Genomic DNA, 15173 nt, shown 5'->3' with positions numbered 1-15173 from the left:
ATGCTTAATAATAATACCAGAAGAGAGAGAGAGGAGGATCTTTTAACTTCTTTACTGCAAAGATTCTTACCATTTTGGCCACTTTTTGCTGTGCTGCTTATTCTCAGTTTTGCAGCAGCATGGACATACTTGCGTTATGCTACACCAATATATGAAGCGGAAGCAACAATTATCATAAACGATGAAAAAAAAGGTGTTGACGGCTCCAAAATAATGGAAAGCATAAACGTTTTTGATTCCAAAAAGATTGTAGAAAATGAAATTGAAGTTATCCAATCAAGAGATTTGATGAATGAGGTAATTTATTCTCTATATTTATATGCTCCTATATATGAAGAGCAAAATTTAAAAGATAAATCTGCCTATACTACCTCTCCTGTAGTGGTAGAGTTAAGAAATCCTGAGAAAATACCTTTTAATCCCGAAGAGCCTATAAAAATTTATTTTGCTTACAACCAAGCAAAGAAAACTATAGAAATTGATGGCAAATTTCATCCCTTAAACAAATGGATAGAAGGGAAAAATTTTGGCGAGTTTAAATTTATACCTAATCCACACCAAACTACTCTCTCTGATAATCAACTGTTTTTTATGCTGGTGCACCCTAAAGCAGTAACCAATAATTCCTTGGATAATCTTGAAGTTGGTGCGCCAGACAAACTATCAACGATTGTAAACCTAAATTATAAGGATCCTGTTCCCGGTCGTAGTGAAAATATTTTAAATCAGCTGATTTCAGCTTACAATCAGGCTTCAATAGCCGATAGAAATTCCCTGGCGCGTAATACTTTGGCCTTTATAGAAGACCGGATGGCAAATGTCGAGAATGAGTTAAACACCCTTGAACAGGAAATTCAGCAATACCGTTCTAACAAAGGTGCTATTGATCTTAGTGAACAGGGAAGACTTTATTTACAGGATGTAGGAGAAAATGACCGCAAAATTGCCGATATAGAACTTCAATTGGCCATACTCGATAATGTTGAAAATTATGTAGTCTCCAAAGGGAATTCCGGAGGTATTGTTCCTTCTACAGTGGGAATTAATGACCCTGTCCTCACCCAGCTAATAGAAAGACTTTATGATTCTGAAATAAAGTATGAGAGACTCAGTAAGACCACTGCCGAAAATAATCCGATTTTGGCATCTGTGGCTAACGAGATTGAGAAAATCAGACCAGGTATTTTGGAGAACGTGAGCAGTCAGCGTCAAAATTTAGAAGAGAAGTTGAAGAACCTAAACTCCACAAACCGGCAATTTAGTTCTAATTTAAGGACTATTCCGGAACAAGAAAGAGCTTTGTTGGAAATTAGTAGGAGAAAAGCCATAAAAAATGACTTATTTTCTTACTTACTACAAAAGCGAGAGGAAACAGCGCTTTCTTATGCGCCACATGCAGGAGATAGTAGAGTTATTGATAAAGCAGAGGCTTCATTAATCCCCGTAAGTCCTAAAAGTAAAATGACATATGCTATTGCTATTTTATTTGCTTTTGGCTTAGGAACCTTGTATGTTATTTTTAAGGAAGTACTAAACAGGAATATCTTGTTTCGGTCAGAATTAGAAAAGGCGACTGATATACCCATAGTAGGTGAATTCACCCAGTTAAAGCATAGTAAGAACAAAAAGCAAACTAAGGAGCAGGAAACCTTACTAAGTGAACAATTCCGAGATTTGCGGTTAGCCTTAGGGTTGTATGGAGAATCTGCGAAAAGGAAAATATTGATTACCTCAAGTATAGAGGGTGAAGGGAAGAGTTTTATAAGTGAAAATCTAGCAGTAAGCCTTGCAAATTCAGGAAAGCGGGTGATACTTTTAAATTTTGATCTGTTAAAGCCGAAGTTTTCCAAAATCTTTGGGGTTTCCAATGAAGAAGGAATTTCTGAATATCTGCAAGGAAAAGTGAGATTAGATGATATTATCCGTCCTACAGAACATAAAAATCTTTCTGTAATACCTCCGGGCAACATGTCAGAAGAAGTTTCTCAGAACTTGTTGGATTCGGATATTCAAAGTCTTTTCAAGCATCTTGAGAGCGTATTTCATTATGTGGTTGTAGATTGTCCTCCTGTGAATATCGTCCTGCATGCTTATCTCCTATCAAAATATTGCGACACCAGTTTATTTGTGATCAGGCATAATCATACTCCAAAGTCACTAGTCCGGCGCTTTGATGAAGATCCGAGTATTAATGCAATGAACAATGTGTTATTACTTTTTAATGGTGTTAAGAACAGAGGTGCAACTTCGGGCAATTACGGCTATAACTATGGTTATTCCCATATAAAAAGAACTTATCACACTTCTTTATGAAAACTTTCATAGCAGAGTTTAAAGGTTCAATAAAGGATAAATTCAAGGGTTTAGATAGATCGAATATAATTCTAAAGTTGAAATCAACTGGAATTTATCTTCTGGTGCCTATCATAAATTTTGCTGTCTCTATTTTTTCAACACCTCTATTCGCAAAACATTTAAGTGCGGAAGAATTTGGCTATTTTGGTTATTACAACTCACTGATCAGCTTCTTAACTATATTTTTTCATCTGTCTTTTCATACTTATTACATGTCTACTTATCACAGAGTTTCTGATGAAAAGCGGAAAAGAATTTTGATTACCATTGTGTTGTTTTCGTTATTATGGAACGTAGTTTTTTTTCCACTAGCTTATTTTGGGGTATATTTTTATATTCACTACTCTAGCTCTGTTACTCCTTTTTTTCCTTATGTTTTTTTAGCCCTCGGAGGAGCGAGTTTAGGTATTTACAAGACATATTTACAAGTGGATTTTAGAATGCAGGGACAGCCCCTTTATTATTTTCTTGTTGTTTCCGGTTTTAGGTTACTGGCAATTTTTGCCTCACTTTACTTAGTAATAATTCCTGAATTAGGCCTTTACGGTCGAATGCTTGGAATTTTTATAGTAGAGATCTTACTTTTTCTAGTATCCATGGGCTACATCTTAAGAAAACATACAATAACCATTGAGCGAAATCTTTTAAAAAACGCTATCCAGGTGATTTTGCCCCTCTTGCCAGCTGCTCTACTCTATATTCCCTTATTAAGTTTTGACAATATCGTTCTGGAGAAACTTAAGGATCCTGCAGAAATGGGTCTCTACAACATCGGGAAAAGTATCGCGATGTATGTCTACACCGCTTTGTTTCCCTTCTTTCAAACTTTTGAACCGGATATTTATAAATATGCAGTTGATGAAAATATAGAGGCATTGAAGAAACTGGGCTTTTATATAACTACACTTACTGTTGTTGCCGTTTTAGGATTCTGGGTTTTATCACCCTTTATAATTGATTTTTTAACCGCAGGCAAATACAATGAATCAGTACAATATGCAAATATTATTGTCGTAACGGCAGCTTTGATGATCGTTTTTTCTGTATTTGACGCAATAATTATCGCTTTGCAAAAAACGAGACAATATCTATATATTAATGCTATTTCTGCTGTTATATGCATTAGCCTTTATATAGTATTGGGTCATTTTTTTGATCAAAAAGGAGTTGCATATGCTTCTGTATTAGCATTCTTGTTTTTGATATCACTCCAGTTTTTACTAGTGTCTAAGAATTTTAAAAAAGTAAGAGCATAGCTTATGAATGTCCCGGTGTTATTGATCACATTTAACCGACCTGATACTACTATAAAAGTATTTGAAAAAATTAGAGAGGCTAAACCCACTAAACTATTTGTCTTTTCCGATGGACCCAGAAAGGATGTAGATGGTGAAGAACGCCTTGTAAATGAATGTCGCGCTTTGATAGGTGATGCAGAAACTAATTGGGGTTGTGATATTACTTATTTATTTAATTCTTCAAATATGGGTTGTGCAAATGGTGTTAACTACGCTATTTCCAAAGCTTTTGAAACGGTAGACCAATTAATCATTTTAGAAGATGACATAATTCCTGATCCTAGCTTTTTTAATTTTTGTAAGGTGATGCTTGAAAACTATAAGGAAAGTGAAGATGTGATGCAGATCGCAGGGACACGATGGAATGATGAATACAGTATAGGTGCTGATGATCATTTTTTTAGTACAATCGGACATATCTGGGGTTGGGCAACCTGGAAGAGAGCCTGGAATAAATATGATTTTGAAACCACCGATTTAGCATTATTTAAAAAACAAGATTTCCTGCTAAAGCTTTTTGGAGATCCAAAGATCAGTACCTTTTGGCACCTCGCATTTGATGAAGTACATGGCGTGGATTACAAAAAGACATGGGATTATCAATGGCAATATACCTTATTTAAAGAAGGAGGTTTGTCTGTAGTTCCTAATGTAAATCTGACCAGCAATATAGGATTGGAAGGTGTGCACTCTGATGGAAGAAAAACTGAACATCACTTTAGGCCCCTCCATCGATGGATAAATACCGGAAGTAATGTAGAAGTAAGGCCTAATCTTGATTTTGATAAATACCATATCAAGAAGCGCTTTATGGCTAAACCTCCAATGAAAACTAGGATAGCAAACAGGCTAAAGAGGTTGATAAAATCGTAGAACAGCAACCCATGAGAGTTTTACATATTTCAACATTTCAGAAAGGTGGAGCAGGTATGGCAGCATTCCGGCTGCATAAGCAACTTTTGTCCCAAGGCGTGAAAAGTGAATATCTCTTTTTGCTCAATGGTGAAATTTCAGAGCATGTGCATGGATATTACACTCAAAATCGAGTTTTAAGCATTATGCTAAGGGTTTTAAAAAAAGCCGGGTTGCCTCTTGACATGGAGCAAAGAAACGATTTCAAGATAAGAAAGTACAAAAGAAAGGTTGAGCTGTTTTCATTTGCGAGAACCCCATATAGTGCTTTAAATGATCACATATTGTTTCAGCAATGTGATCTTATTCACCTACATTTTATAGCTAATTTCGTTGATTTTCCATCTTTTTTTGCCGGTCTTAATAAACCCATTATCTGGACGTTACATGACATGAATCCTTTTATGGGAGGATTTCATTACCGAGGTGATAAGGAGAGATTTGGTAAAGCTCTTCAAGATTTAGACTTCGAACAATTTGATACCAAAAAAAATGCTTTAGATGCCTACGATCCTGAGCAAATTACTGTGGTAACTCCTTCGAAATGGTTGCTTAATGAATCTAAACGCTCAAAGATCTTAGGTAAGTATAAGCATAAGCATATTTCTAATGGAATAGACATAAACACTTTCACTCTCCAGGATAAGAATAGTTGCAGGCAAAAGCTAGGTTTAAATAAGGGTGCTACAATTGTACTATTCGTTGCTGAAAGCTTGAGTAATTATCGGAAAGGTTTTGATATGATCAAAAATCTATTTGATACTAATGAAGTCCAGAAGTTGGATGTACAATTCGTTGCAATAGGTAAGATAAATGAATCAGAAAAGATCCCTCAAGTTGTTTATCTCGGAAGCATCAATAGCGAAGAGCGAATGAGTGAAGCTTATAATGCTGCTGATATTTTCCTTTTACCGAGTAGAGAAGATAATCTTCCTAATACCATGATCGAGAGCCTTTGTTGTGGGACTCCTATTGTAGGATTTAACATTGGTGGAGTTTCTGAGACTATTTTAAATGGATTTAATGGTTTTCTCTCTCAAAAAGTTTCTGCTCCGGCATTAAAGGAAGCACTTGAAAAGTGTTTGCAACATTTACCCGAATTTGATCGACAGGAAATCGCTGACCAATCGCAGAAAAAATATTCTGTCAGCGATCAGGCCAAAGCATTTATTGAACTATACGAAGTGAGCGGGGGTTTTAACAAACCTTAATTTAAACCAACATGTAAATTGACCTCTTGAATTCCCATTCTGAAACATATCATTTAATGCCTGAGAAAGATTCTATCACAACTTCTGGATGGGGCCTTTTTCTTAATGTTGGTCTTCTTATTTTATTAGGATCATTAACATATTCGGTATATCCTGTAGTAGTTAATATGGTGGCATTGATATCTTTGATAGCCTTGTTTTACTACAATATTTCAAATGAAAATCATGTGTCCGTTTATATACAGCTTCTGATTTGCAATTTTTTCATTTTTGGTGCAAAATTTGGCGGAAACTATAATCTTGCTATGATCTTGGCTTTAACACTACATTTTATTGCAAAAGGATATATTGGCGGCCTGAGGAGGAGTTCATTTACTGGTGTGCAGCAATACATGCTATTATTATGGTGGCTATTGCAGGTTCTAAGCGTATTCTCTGGAAATTCTTTCCCGCTGCTGTCAAAGCTTAATGCAGTATTGGCATTCACTATTGTTATATCAATCTTTTATTTCTCCAGTAAGATTGAGTTTTCTATCCAAGACATCTTCAGAATTCTTAAGGCAATTATGATCTTCTTTCTATATATGTTTTTAGTAGCACTGAACCAGCGATACGTTTTTATAAATCTTGATACTCCATTCTTCCCATTAAACGCAGAAAGTATAGATTATGACCTTGGAATTATCAGAAGTACCTCAACGCTTGGAAATTTTGAAGCCTTTGCAGAATTCTCATTTTCCTTAATTGTAATATTGATCCCCGGAGTTGTAAGCGGTTCATTCAAAAGAAGGAATAGGAATTTCTATCTTCTATCACTGCTTACGGTTTTATTTGCTCTTGTTTCTATAGTGCTAACCGCTACAAGGTCTTCCATGTTTCTTCTGCCTATTGCTGTTTTAGCTGCCATGTTCTTAATGGGGCGGCGCATCAAGCTAAGAGCAATTTTTCAATTACTGTTTGCCAGTATAATACTTTTGGGATTGAACTTAGCTTTTGACATAGTGAATTTCTCAGTTTTTGTAGAACGAAGTCAGGATATAGAGATGGATAAACTAACTGTAGAAAAATTGATCAGTGGCCAGGCTATGAATCGGGGAGAAGTATTTAGTTACGCACTTGAGCAAGTAAAAGAATCCAACGGCATAATTGGAAGAGGGTATTTCACTCCAATTGATGAATATAGAAAAGTCCACTTTCCAATGGATAATATTGATGATAATATTGCCGATTATCATAATATATTTTTAAGCTCCTATGTGCTTTGGGGAGCATTGGGCAGTATATGTATTATTTATCTTTTTTCATCTTCTATCATGAGAGGTCTTAAAACTTATTACTCGTTTTCTGACAAGGATGATTTTTTACGGGATGTTGTATTGGGGCTGTCACTGATGTTTGGTTTTTTTATAATAAATCAGTTGAAAATTCAATTTATCAGAGATGTTAATTACTTCGTAATTATCGTCTTGTTATTAGGTCTGTTGTTGAATACGGCAAACTTATTAATTAGTTCTAGTAAAAATTTATCTTATCAATAGATTTGTATGAAAATAGCAGTATTACTTACTTCCTTTAATAGGAGGAATAAAACCCTCGGGTGCTTGAAAAGTTTGAAAAATCAACTACTTGATGATGCAGTTTTAGAAATATTCTTAACCGATGATAATTCTTCTGATGGCACGGCTAAAGCTGTAAAAGAAAAATTTCCCGATGTGCATGTATTGAATGGAACAGGATCATTGTTTTGGGCCGGGGGTATGAGGCATACTTGGAAAAGGGCTTTAGGCTCTAATCCAGATTACTTCCTTTTAGTAAATGATGATACAATACTTGCTGATGATGCTGTTAAACGCCTTATTGCGTGTGCCATGTCCCTGGATAAACCGGTGATCTGTGTAGGAAGTACGAGCGATGCTAAAAGTGGTGAAATTTCCTATGGTGGTAGAAAACTTAAAGATAAGATAGGACCCAGAAGTTATTTGGTATATAGCAATAAAGAAGTTGTAGAATGTGATCTTGGTAATGCAAATATTATGCTTGTTCCTGCCCCTATTGTTCAACGAATAGGAATTCTATCGAAGGAATTTACTCATGGAATTGCTGATTATGATTATACCCTCAGAGCAAAAAAAGCTGGATATTCTGTTGTAGTTGCACCTGGTATACTCGGATATTGTACAGATGACCATGGCAAAAATTGGAAGCCTCAGTCCTCGACTTTTTCTGAGCGCGTTGCTTATTTATACAGCCCCAAAGGACTAGCTTATAAAGAATATATATTATTTATCAGAAGACATTTTTCACTGCACCTGCCCGCAGCAGTTTTAAAGCTATGGTTAAAAACTATTTTCCCGTGGGTCTATGAGGTATTTAAAAAACCAAAAAAAAATCAAGAAATCTCTAATTTAAATTGCTAAATGACCAGTAAGAAAATTAATGTAGTATATCTAACACAAGTTCCTGGCCCCTACAGAGAGAGGATGCATGAAATTTTGGCAAATGAAGCTTCTATTTTCTATTCAGTAATTTATTGCGCAAAGTTAGAACCTAACCGAGATTGGGAATTAACTTATGGAGATTACAACAAATACTTTTTGGCAGGGAAATCAAAGACTTTTAGGCATAATAATCCCTCTGTATGGAAGCTCATGAACAAACTTAAGCCTGATGCCCTTATTATTTCAGCTTTTAAACCCACTATGCTATACGCCATCATTTGGTGCCTTTTAAATGGAGGAAAAATTATTGTGTATAATGATGGAACTCTTGAATCAGAAAGAAATTTCTCCAAGATTCAGAAATTTATTCGCAAGATTGTCTTTAAAAAAGCTCATGCGTTTGTAGCTCCTGGGAAGGGATCTATGGATTTATACAGAAGTTATGAGGTGCCAGAGCAAAAAATGTTTAGAAGTTGCCTTTGTATTGATAACTCAAAATTTATTAATACAGATCTTGATCAAAGAGAGTATCATATAATGTTTGCAGGCCAAATAGTTCAGCGAAAAATGCCGTTGTTTTTTGTAGAGGTGGCAAAACAAATAAAGAGATTAATTCCGGAGCTAAAAATTTTAATAGTTGGAGATGGCGATCAAAGGGAGGAAATGTTGAGTGAACTGATTAAAAATAAATTAGATTATACTTTTGCTGGATTTGTCGATCAGGACGTTCTTCCCTCCTTATATTCTAAAGCCAAACTTTTTCTTTTTCCAACTTTAAATGATCCTTGGGGAGTTGTTGCAAATGAAGCCTGTGCCAGTGGCACAGCAGTAATTATTAGTCCTGTAGCGGGAGCTGCAAATGATCTTATTGTTCACGGAGAAAATGGATATGTCTTGTCTACGGATCCTAAACTATGGGCAGAACATATCGTTAACTTATTAAAAGATGAAGAACTACTCTCTACATTTTCTAAAAATGCTTTAAAAATAGTTCAAAAATTTAATCATCATCAGTCGGCTAATGGAATTATGGAATCCATTGAATACGCTCTCCCGCAATTAGCTTTAAAAAGATCATAAAATGAAAACAAAAGATACCGTGAAACTCAAGGTATTGATGTTAATGCATCTCCCCCCCCCTGTTCATGGTGCGGCTATGGCAGGTAATTACATTCAAAGCAGTGATTATATACAAAATGAAATAGATGCTACTATTATCAATCTTGGCACTAATACAAAGCTCCAGGAGTCTGGCAAGGGAAGTATTAAAAAAATTTCAACCTTTCTTTCTTTATTAAAAGATTTGGTAAAAGCAATGAACCAGAATTCATTTGATCTTTGTTATGTTTCTTTAACAGCCAGTGGTCCTGGATTTTACAAAGATTGTGTGATTATTTCTATTTTAAAATTTTATAAGGTCAAGATTCTCTATCATTTCCATACTAAAGGAGTTGCTAGTGCAAGTAGCTCAGCTATTAACCGGGGACTTTATCGATATATTTTTAAAAATACTCAAAGTATACTTTTATCACCTTACCTTTTCTTTGACATTGAACAATATGTGAATCAGGATCAAATTCATTATTGTCCTTATGGCATCCCCCCGATTTCTAACCATGTTTTGCCAGTTGCTAATGCATCCAAATCTTCAAAACCCTGTCAGCTTCTATATCTATCTAATATGATGGAGGAAAAAGGGGTATATATTCTCCTAGAAGCATTAAATGAACTAAAGCAAATGGGATTGGAATTCGAGTGTCATTTTGTTGGAGGATGGTCAGATATTACTGCCACTGATTTCAAGGATTATGTGAAGAAATTGAATTTATCTGAGTATGTTACTGCTCACGGCCCTAAATATGGAAATGATAAGCACTGGCATTTCAATCAAGCGGATATTTTTGTATTTCCAACTTATTACCATTACGAAACATTTGGAATAGTTAATTTGGAAGCTATGCAATATGCACTACCTATAGTCTCAACTCCAGAGGCTGCTATTCCTGAGATTGTAATAGATGGAAAAACAGGTTTTCTTGTACCGCAAAAAAATGCTGCTCTCTTAGCAGAAAAGCTTGAAGTTCTTATCCAAAACACTCAGTTGAGAATTAAAATGGGCATGGCAGGAAAAGAAAGATACCAAATGCGTTTTACACTGGAAAAATTTGAACATAAGATTGTGGAAATTTTAAAAGCTGCGTCAGCATAAAATTCTAAAACATAGCATAACCCTGCTAAAATATATTCATTTGCTAATCTAAAAATCAACACTGTTGGTTGAAAAAATCTTTTACTCATCAATTCGATCTTCAAAAAAGAACAATTATTATGAAAAATATCCTGATTACAGGAGGTGCCGGTTTTATTGGTTCTAACCTCTGTCATAAGTTAGTTGCTCTTGGCTACAATGTTACTGTTCTTGATAATCTTTCTCCGCAAATTCACGGTGACAAAAATAGCCAAATGAACTCCCCAACTTATCAAAATATGCTAAAGGCAGGAGTACAATTCATCCATGGTTCTGTAAATATTAAGGAAGATTGGATACAAGCCTTACAGGGGCAGGATGTAATTATTCACTTGGCAGCAGAAACGGGGACCGGACAGTCCATGTATCAAATTCATAAGTATGTGGACGTTAATATAGGAGGAACAAGCTTAATGCTCGACCTTTTAGCCAATACAGAACATAACATAAAAAAAATGATCGTTGCATCTTCCAGGGCAATTTATGGAGAAGGTAAGTATCTCTGTGAGACTCATGGAGAGGTCTTTCCAAACGAAAGAAAAGATGTGGATTTGAGCAATGGTGATTTTGAGTGCAAATGCCCTATTTGTAAAGGTCCTCTGACTCTATTGTCGACTGATGAAGAATCTAAAAAGCATCCCACATCACTTTACGGTATAACAAAGCAAGTGCAAGAGGATATGGTACTAACCGTTGGTAAGTCACTAAATATACCAGCTGTTGCTTTCCGCTATCAAAACGTTTATGGTCCAGGGCAGTCCTTAGGTAATCCTTATACTGGAATTTTGTCAATCTTCAGTACCCAAATGAAGAACAATAATAATATTAACATTTTTGAGGATGGTAAAGAAAGTAGAGACTTTGTTTACATTGATGATGTTGTTGATGCCACTGTTTTAGGTTTAGTTAAAGATGAAGCAAATTTCCAGGTATTTAACGTTGGGTCTGACAAACCTATTAATGTACTGACAGTAGCTAATCTCCTGAAAAATATTTACGGAGCTTCAGTGGATATATCTATTTCCGGAAACTATCGTTTAGGAGATATACGCCATAACTATGCAGATCTATCAAAAATAAAAGTAATGCTAGGGTACAACCCAAAATTTTCTTTTCAGGAAGGATTGAACATGTTCTGCAAATGGGTGGAAAATCAGGATGTATATGAAGACAAATACGAATTATCGATAGAAGAAATGAAGAGCAAAGGACTCTACAAGTGAATCCAAAGGAGATATTACCCATTTAGAAAATTATAGCACCTATTATATGATGATAAATAAAACATCTAAGAGTTGCCTGCTCATTGTGCCAACATCATTTTATTCTTACTCTGAACATCTTAAGCAAGCTTTAACTTTAAAAAATTATAATGTAGTTATTGCTAACCATGAATATCCAGAGAATACCTTTGGGAAAATCATGGGCAAACTGGGAATTCCTCTCTTACTCCGAATGACCAAAAAAAAGATCATTAAAAAATTTATTAAAAATAAATCCTATGATCTTGTCATTATTGTAAAAGGGAGGGGAATGAGCACCCAATTAATTGAACAATTAAAAAGAGTTTCAACTAAAGTTGTGAGTTATACGTTTGACTCCTTCAAATACCACCCTGCTCCCCTTAGATGGTATAAACAAGTTGATAATTTTTATACTTTCGATTACCGCGATGCCCAAAAGCATGATTTGCAAATTATAGAACTTTTTTCCTCGATGCCTGAGTCGTCTTCGGCTAAAAAAATAAACTACCAAATTTCTGCAATCGTCCGAAATCATTCCGATCGTCTTAAATATATTAGTAGCGTTTTAAATGCTATATCAGAAAAGGAAGCGTTCATATACATCTATGAGCAAAATATAATTCTTTTTCTTCAAAATTTTATAAAAAATCCTTTTTTATACATAAGGTTCTGGAAGTACATTTCCTTTAAATCTCTCCCTTATGAAGATTATATCAGGATACTTAGGGAATCCAATTTTACAATAGATTTTGCCCATCCGAGTCAGACAGGTATAACTATAAGGTGTTTTGAAGCATTGAGTTCACAAACCAAAATTATCACCAATAATAGTCATGTAAGGCACTACAAATATTTTAATAGTGACAATACCATTCTATTTGATCCATCTTCAAGGCCTGATTCTCTATTAGAACATTTTGAAAGGATACGAAATATAATCCCTGAAACACATCACAGGACAATCAATCATTTTGTAGATCAGCTTATTGAGCTTGATAAAAAGCAAGAATTGGAACCTGTTAAATTTAGATCCTGTTAATACAGAAAGAAATTATTACTAACTAATAATGAATATAAACTATGATTAAAGTCGCTATAGTCGGTGTGGGAAAAATGGGAATATCGCATTTATCCATTTTAGGTGCCCATCCGGATGTCGAAGTAGTAGGAGTATGTGACACCTCTAAAATGTTACTTGGAGGAATGGAGAAATACAGTTCCTTTGCTTGTTATACTGATTATTTAAAAATGGTAGATGAAACTAAACCTGATGCCATTTTTGTTGCTGTACCCACTAAATTTCACTACCCGTTTATAAAGGAATTGTTGCAGAGACGCATTCATGTTTTTGCGGAAAAACCTTTCTGCCTTGGATATGAACAGGGAGAGGAGTTGGCACAAATCGCTTCTTCAATGAATCTCATAAATCAAGTGGGCTACCACAACAAGTTTATTGGCACTTTTAAGGAGGTAAAAAGAATTATTAGGCAAGGGCATTTGGGAGAAATACAGCATTTTGTTGGGGAAGCCTATGGACCAGTTGTAGTAAAGAAAAAACAAGATACCTGGCGCTCAAATCCTATGGAAGGTGGAGGCTGCCTTATGGATTATGCTTCCCATGTTATAGATCTGATTAATGATCTGATTGCACCGGTAAGTGCTGCTAAGGGCACTATAATCAAATCATTTTATTCCAATAAGGTTGACGATGCTGTATATTCTTTGCTTGAATTGCGTAACCATGTATCAGGAATGATTTCTGTAAACTGGAGTGATGAGACGTATCGCAAAATGTCCACTTCAGTAACTATTATTGGGAATAAGGGTAAAATTATTTCAGATGCTAATGAACTGAAGGTATATTTTAAAATGGATGATTGTCCTGAAGGCTATACTAAAGGGTGGAATGTCAGATATGTGACAGATTTGACTGAACATGTAGATTTTTACCTGAGAGGTGAAGAATATTCAGCACAGGTTGATTATTTTATAAAATCTATTGAGGGTAAAGTACCCAATAATATAAATACTTTTGAAAGTGCCTCATTAACCGATAAGGCCATATCAATTATTAAAGAAAATTCAAAAAAAATATCCAATGGAAAGAATTTTGTATGGGGATAATCAATTTTTCGCTGTAAATCATATTTCAGATGAAAAATCTCGCGCTCAATCAATAAAATTTAAAGATGATGAAGCTATAATTCGCACTTTAGATTACGCCCGGGATGCCGGTATAAATACCTTCATGTGTACCACCCACGATAGAATTGCAAGAATTTGTAACATCATAAGAGCTAATCCTGAGAAATACAGAAATTTTAATATCTATCCCTGTATGCCTTATGCTCATAAGTATGCTAATGCAGTAACGGAGTTAGGTATCGCAGGTACCGTTAAACAGTATGTCCCTGGTAATTTTTTTGGAACTATGTTTAAAGGCGGGATGGCTTTTGTTTCTAAAGATTACCTAAGAATTATGGAAGTTTTAATAGATGCAGAGATGAAGATGTTCAAAGGAATTAATACACCTGTCATCTTTTTACAAAATGTCATTACCGATTTATTGCTTGGATTAGGTATGGTCGAAATATTGAAAGGATTCCATGATTATATTGCTAAAAAATATGGTGCAGAGGCTGGATTTATTACAATGAATATGCCTAAATTACTAGATGTCTTGGAAGAAGCAGGTATTGAAAACCCAATTATCTGTTCCTCTATTAACAAAGCAAATTTTCGAATGTCTGGAGGACAGGAATTATATGAAAAAACCCTTGCCACACGCAAGGTAAGAGCCATAGCTATGCAGGTGTTGGGAGGAGGGGCTATTCCTCCTAAAGAGGCTATTGATTATGTTTGTAATCTCCCCAATATTGAATCAATTCTTTTTGGTGCTTCTTCCAGGGCAAATATTGAAAATACCGTTTCTTATATTCATTCGTTTGATACTAAAATGCTGGAAAAATCACCAAAACATGAAACTACAGGCATTAAGAACTATTGAGGGAACTATAATTAAACAACATGGAATGAAAAGAGTTTTAATAATTTTTATATTTTGTAGTTTAAGCTTGGGCTGTAGTTCTGATGATACCGCACAGCCATCAAAAATAGCCCTCCATCCACCCGAATGGTTACAAGGGTCTTGGAAACAATACGAATTGTGTGGTTCTTTATGCCATGAACTTGAAATTTCAGAAGATAATATAAAGATTATTACCTGGGGCGGAGCAAATGTATTTGATCTATTAAATACCGCAAAAAACTCACAAGCGAGGTCTAATGCTTCTGCCAGTATAGAAGAAAACATAGTTTCGGAAAATAAGTACGAATTTATTTTTACCACTTTTGAAGGGGAAATGATAAATTACAGGATGAAGTATAATTTTATCCTCTTAGATTCAACAACAGTAAGTTTTTCTCAAAATTCATATGAGTATAAAATGAAGAAATTTTGATTAATA

The 15173-nt window shown here is 35.0% G+C and carries 13 protein-coding genes; all 13 read left to right on the top strand.

All coding sequences use genetic code 11. The features are described 5' to 3' along the window. The 13 genes from RM539_RS14015 (at nucleotide 1) to RM539_RS13955 (ending at nucleotide 15167) form a co-directional block, all read left to right on the top strand. Complete coding sequence (locus tag RM539_RS14015) at nucleotides 1-2313, top strand: GumC family protein (RefSeq protein ID WP_311504042.1); 2313 nt, start codon at nucleotides 1-3, stop codon at nucleotides 2311-2313. Beyond that, nucleotides 2310-3611: a lipopolysaccharide biosynthesis protein gene (locus tag RM539_RS14010; RefSeq protein WP_311504041.1), complete on the top strand. Its 1302-nt coding sequence runs from the start codon at nucleotides 2310-2312 to the stop codon at nucleotides 3609-3611. Before RM539_RS14015 ends, RM539_RS14010 begins: the two co-directional genes overlap by 4 nt. Before the next feature lie 3 nt (nucleotides 3612-3614). Next, nucleotides 3615-4526 (top strand): glycosyltransferase family 2 protein, encoded by a 912-nt coding sequence (locus RM539_RS14005; protein ID WP_311504040.1) that lies wholly within the window; start codon nucleotides 3615-3617, stop codon nucleotides 4524-4526. Between the two features lie 11 nt (nucleotides 4527-4537). After that, nucleotides 4538-5776, top strand: coding sequence for a glycosyltransferase (locus RM539_RS14000; RefSeq protein ID WP_311504039.1), 1239 nt, complete (start codon nucleotides 4538-4540; stop codon nucleotides 5774-5776). Nucleotides 5777-5832: 56 nt separating this feature from the next. Beyond that, nucleotides 5833-7314 carry an O-antigen ligase family protein gene (locus RM539_RS13995; RefSeq protein WP_311504038.1) on the top strand — a complete coding sequence of 494 codons (1482 nt, stop codon included), beginning with the start codon at nucleotides 5833-5835 and terminating at the stop codon, nucleotides 7312-7314. A 6-nt stretch (nucleotides 7315-7320) separates the two neighbouring features. Beyond that, a complete protein-coding gene (locus RM539_RS13990; protein ID WP_311504037.1) occupies nucleotides 7321-8193 on the top strand; it encodes a glycosyltransferase family 2 protein in 873 nt (290 codons plus the stop codon). Further along, nucleotides 8194-9294, top strand: coding sequence for a glycosyltransferase family 4 protein (locus RM539_RS13985; RefSeq protein ID WP_311504036.1), 1101 nt, complete (start codon nucleotides 8194-8196; stop codon nucleotides 9292-9294). A 1-nt stretch (nucleotide 9295) separates the two neighbouring features. After that, nucleotides 9296-10423, top strand: coding sequence for a glycosyltransferase family 4 protein (locus RM539_RS13980; RefSeq protein ID WP_311504035.1), 1128 nt, complete (start codon nucleotides 9296-9298; stop codon nucleotides 10421-10423). Between the two features lie 68 nt (nucleotides 10424-10491). Further along, nucleotides 10492-11685, top strand: coding sequence for an NAD-dependent epimerase/dehydratase family protein (locus tag RM539_RS13975; protein WP_311504034.1), 1194 nt, complete (start codon nucleotides 10492-10494; stop codon nucleotides 11683-11685). A 46-nt stretch (nucleotides 11686-11731) separates the two neighbouring features. Then, nucleotides 11732-12745 carry a WaaS/CpsH family glycosyltransferase gene (locus RM539_RS13970; RefSeq protein ID WP_311504033.1) on the top strand — a complete coding sequence of 338 codons (1014 nt, stop codon included), beginning with the start codon at nucleotides 11732-11734 and terminating at the stop codon, nucleotides 12743-12745. A gap of 41 nt (nucleotides 12746-12786) precedes the next feature. Next, complete coding sequence (locus RM539_RS13965) at nucleotides 12787-13830, top strand: Gfo/Idh/MocA family protein (protein ID WP_311504032.1); 1044 nt, start codon at nucleotides 12787-12789, stop codon at nucleotides 13828-13830. Then, nucleotides 13805-14713: an aldo-keto reductase family protein gene (locus RM539_RS13960; RefSeq protein WP_311504031.1), complete on the top strand. Its 909-nt coding sequence runs from the start codon at nucleotides 13805-13807 to the stop codon at nucleotides 14711-14713. Before RM539_RS13965 ends, RM539_RS13960 begins: the two co-directional genes overlap by 26 nt. Further along, nucleotides 14685-15167, top strand: a complete 483-nt coding sequence (locus RM539_RS13955; RefSeq protein ID WP_311504030.1) for a hypothetical protein — start codon at nucleotides 14685-14687, stop codon at nucleotides 15165-15167. The genes RM539_RS13960 and RM539_RS13955 overlap by 29 nt, the downstream gene beginning before the upstream one ends. The last annotated feature ends 6 nt before the right edge of the window (nucleotides 15168-15173 follow it).

This window comes from Autumnicola musiva, from assembly GCF_031846585.1.
Lineage (GTDB): Bacteria > Bacteroidota > Bacteroidia > Flavobacteriales > Flavobacteriaceae > Autumnicola > Autumnicola musiva.
This window is presented reverse-complemented; position numbering and strand designations above follow the sequence as displayed.

What these genes read in the sequence shown, in the direction of transcription:
- RM539_RS14015 (WP_311504042.1), top strand. Translation starts at nt 1, where the DNA reads ATGCTTAATAATAATACCAGAAGAGAGAGAGAGGAGGATCTTTTAACT.
- RM539_RS14010 (WP_311504041.1), top strand. Translation starts at nt 2,310, where the DNA reads ATGAAAACTTTCATAGCAGAGTTTAAAGGTTCAATAAAGGATAAATTC.
- RM539_RS14005 (WP_311504040.1), top strand. Translation starts at nt 3,615, where the DNA reads ATGAATGTCCCGGTGTTATTGATCACATTTAACCGACCTGATACTACT.
- RM539_RS14000 (WP_311504039.1), top strand. Translation starts at nt 4,538, where the DNA reads ATGAGAGTTTTACATATTTCAACATTTCAGAAAGGTGGAGCAGGTATG.
- RM539_RS13995 (WP_311504038.1), top strand. Translation starts at nt 5,833, where the DNA reads ATGCCTGAGAAAGATTCTATCACAACTTCTGGATGGGGCCTTTTTCTT.
- RM539_RS13990 (WP_311504037.1), top strand. Translation starts at nt 7,321, where the DNA reads ATGAAAATAGCAGTATTACTTACTTCCTTTAATAGGAGGAATAAAACC.
- RM539_RS13985 (WP_311504036.1), top strand. Translation starts at nt 8,194, where the DNA reads ATGACCAGTAAGAAAATTAATGTAGTATATCTAACACAAGTTCCTGGC.
- RM539_RS13980 (WP_311504035.1), top strand. Translation starts at nt 9,296, where the DNA reads ATGAAAACAAAAGATACCGTGAAACTCAAGGTATTGATGTTAATGCAT.
- RM539_RS13970 (WP_311504033.1), top strand. Translation starts at nt 11,732, where the DNA reads ATGATGATAAATAAAACATCTAAGAGTTGCCTGCTCATTGTGCCAACA.
- RM539_RS13965 (WP_311504032.1), top strand. Translation starts at nt 12,787, where the DNA reads ATGATTAAAGTCGCTATAGTCGGTGTGGGAAAAATGGGAATATCGCAT.
- RM539_RS13960 (WP_311504031.1), top strand. Translation starts at nt 13,805, where the DNA reads ATGGAAAGAATTTTGTATGGGGATAATCAATTTTTCGCTGTAAATCAT.
- RM539_RS13955 (WP_311504030.1), top strand. Translation starts at nt 14,685, where the DNA reads ATGAAACTACAGGCATTAAGAACTATTGAGGGAACTATAATTAAACAA.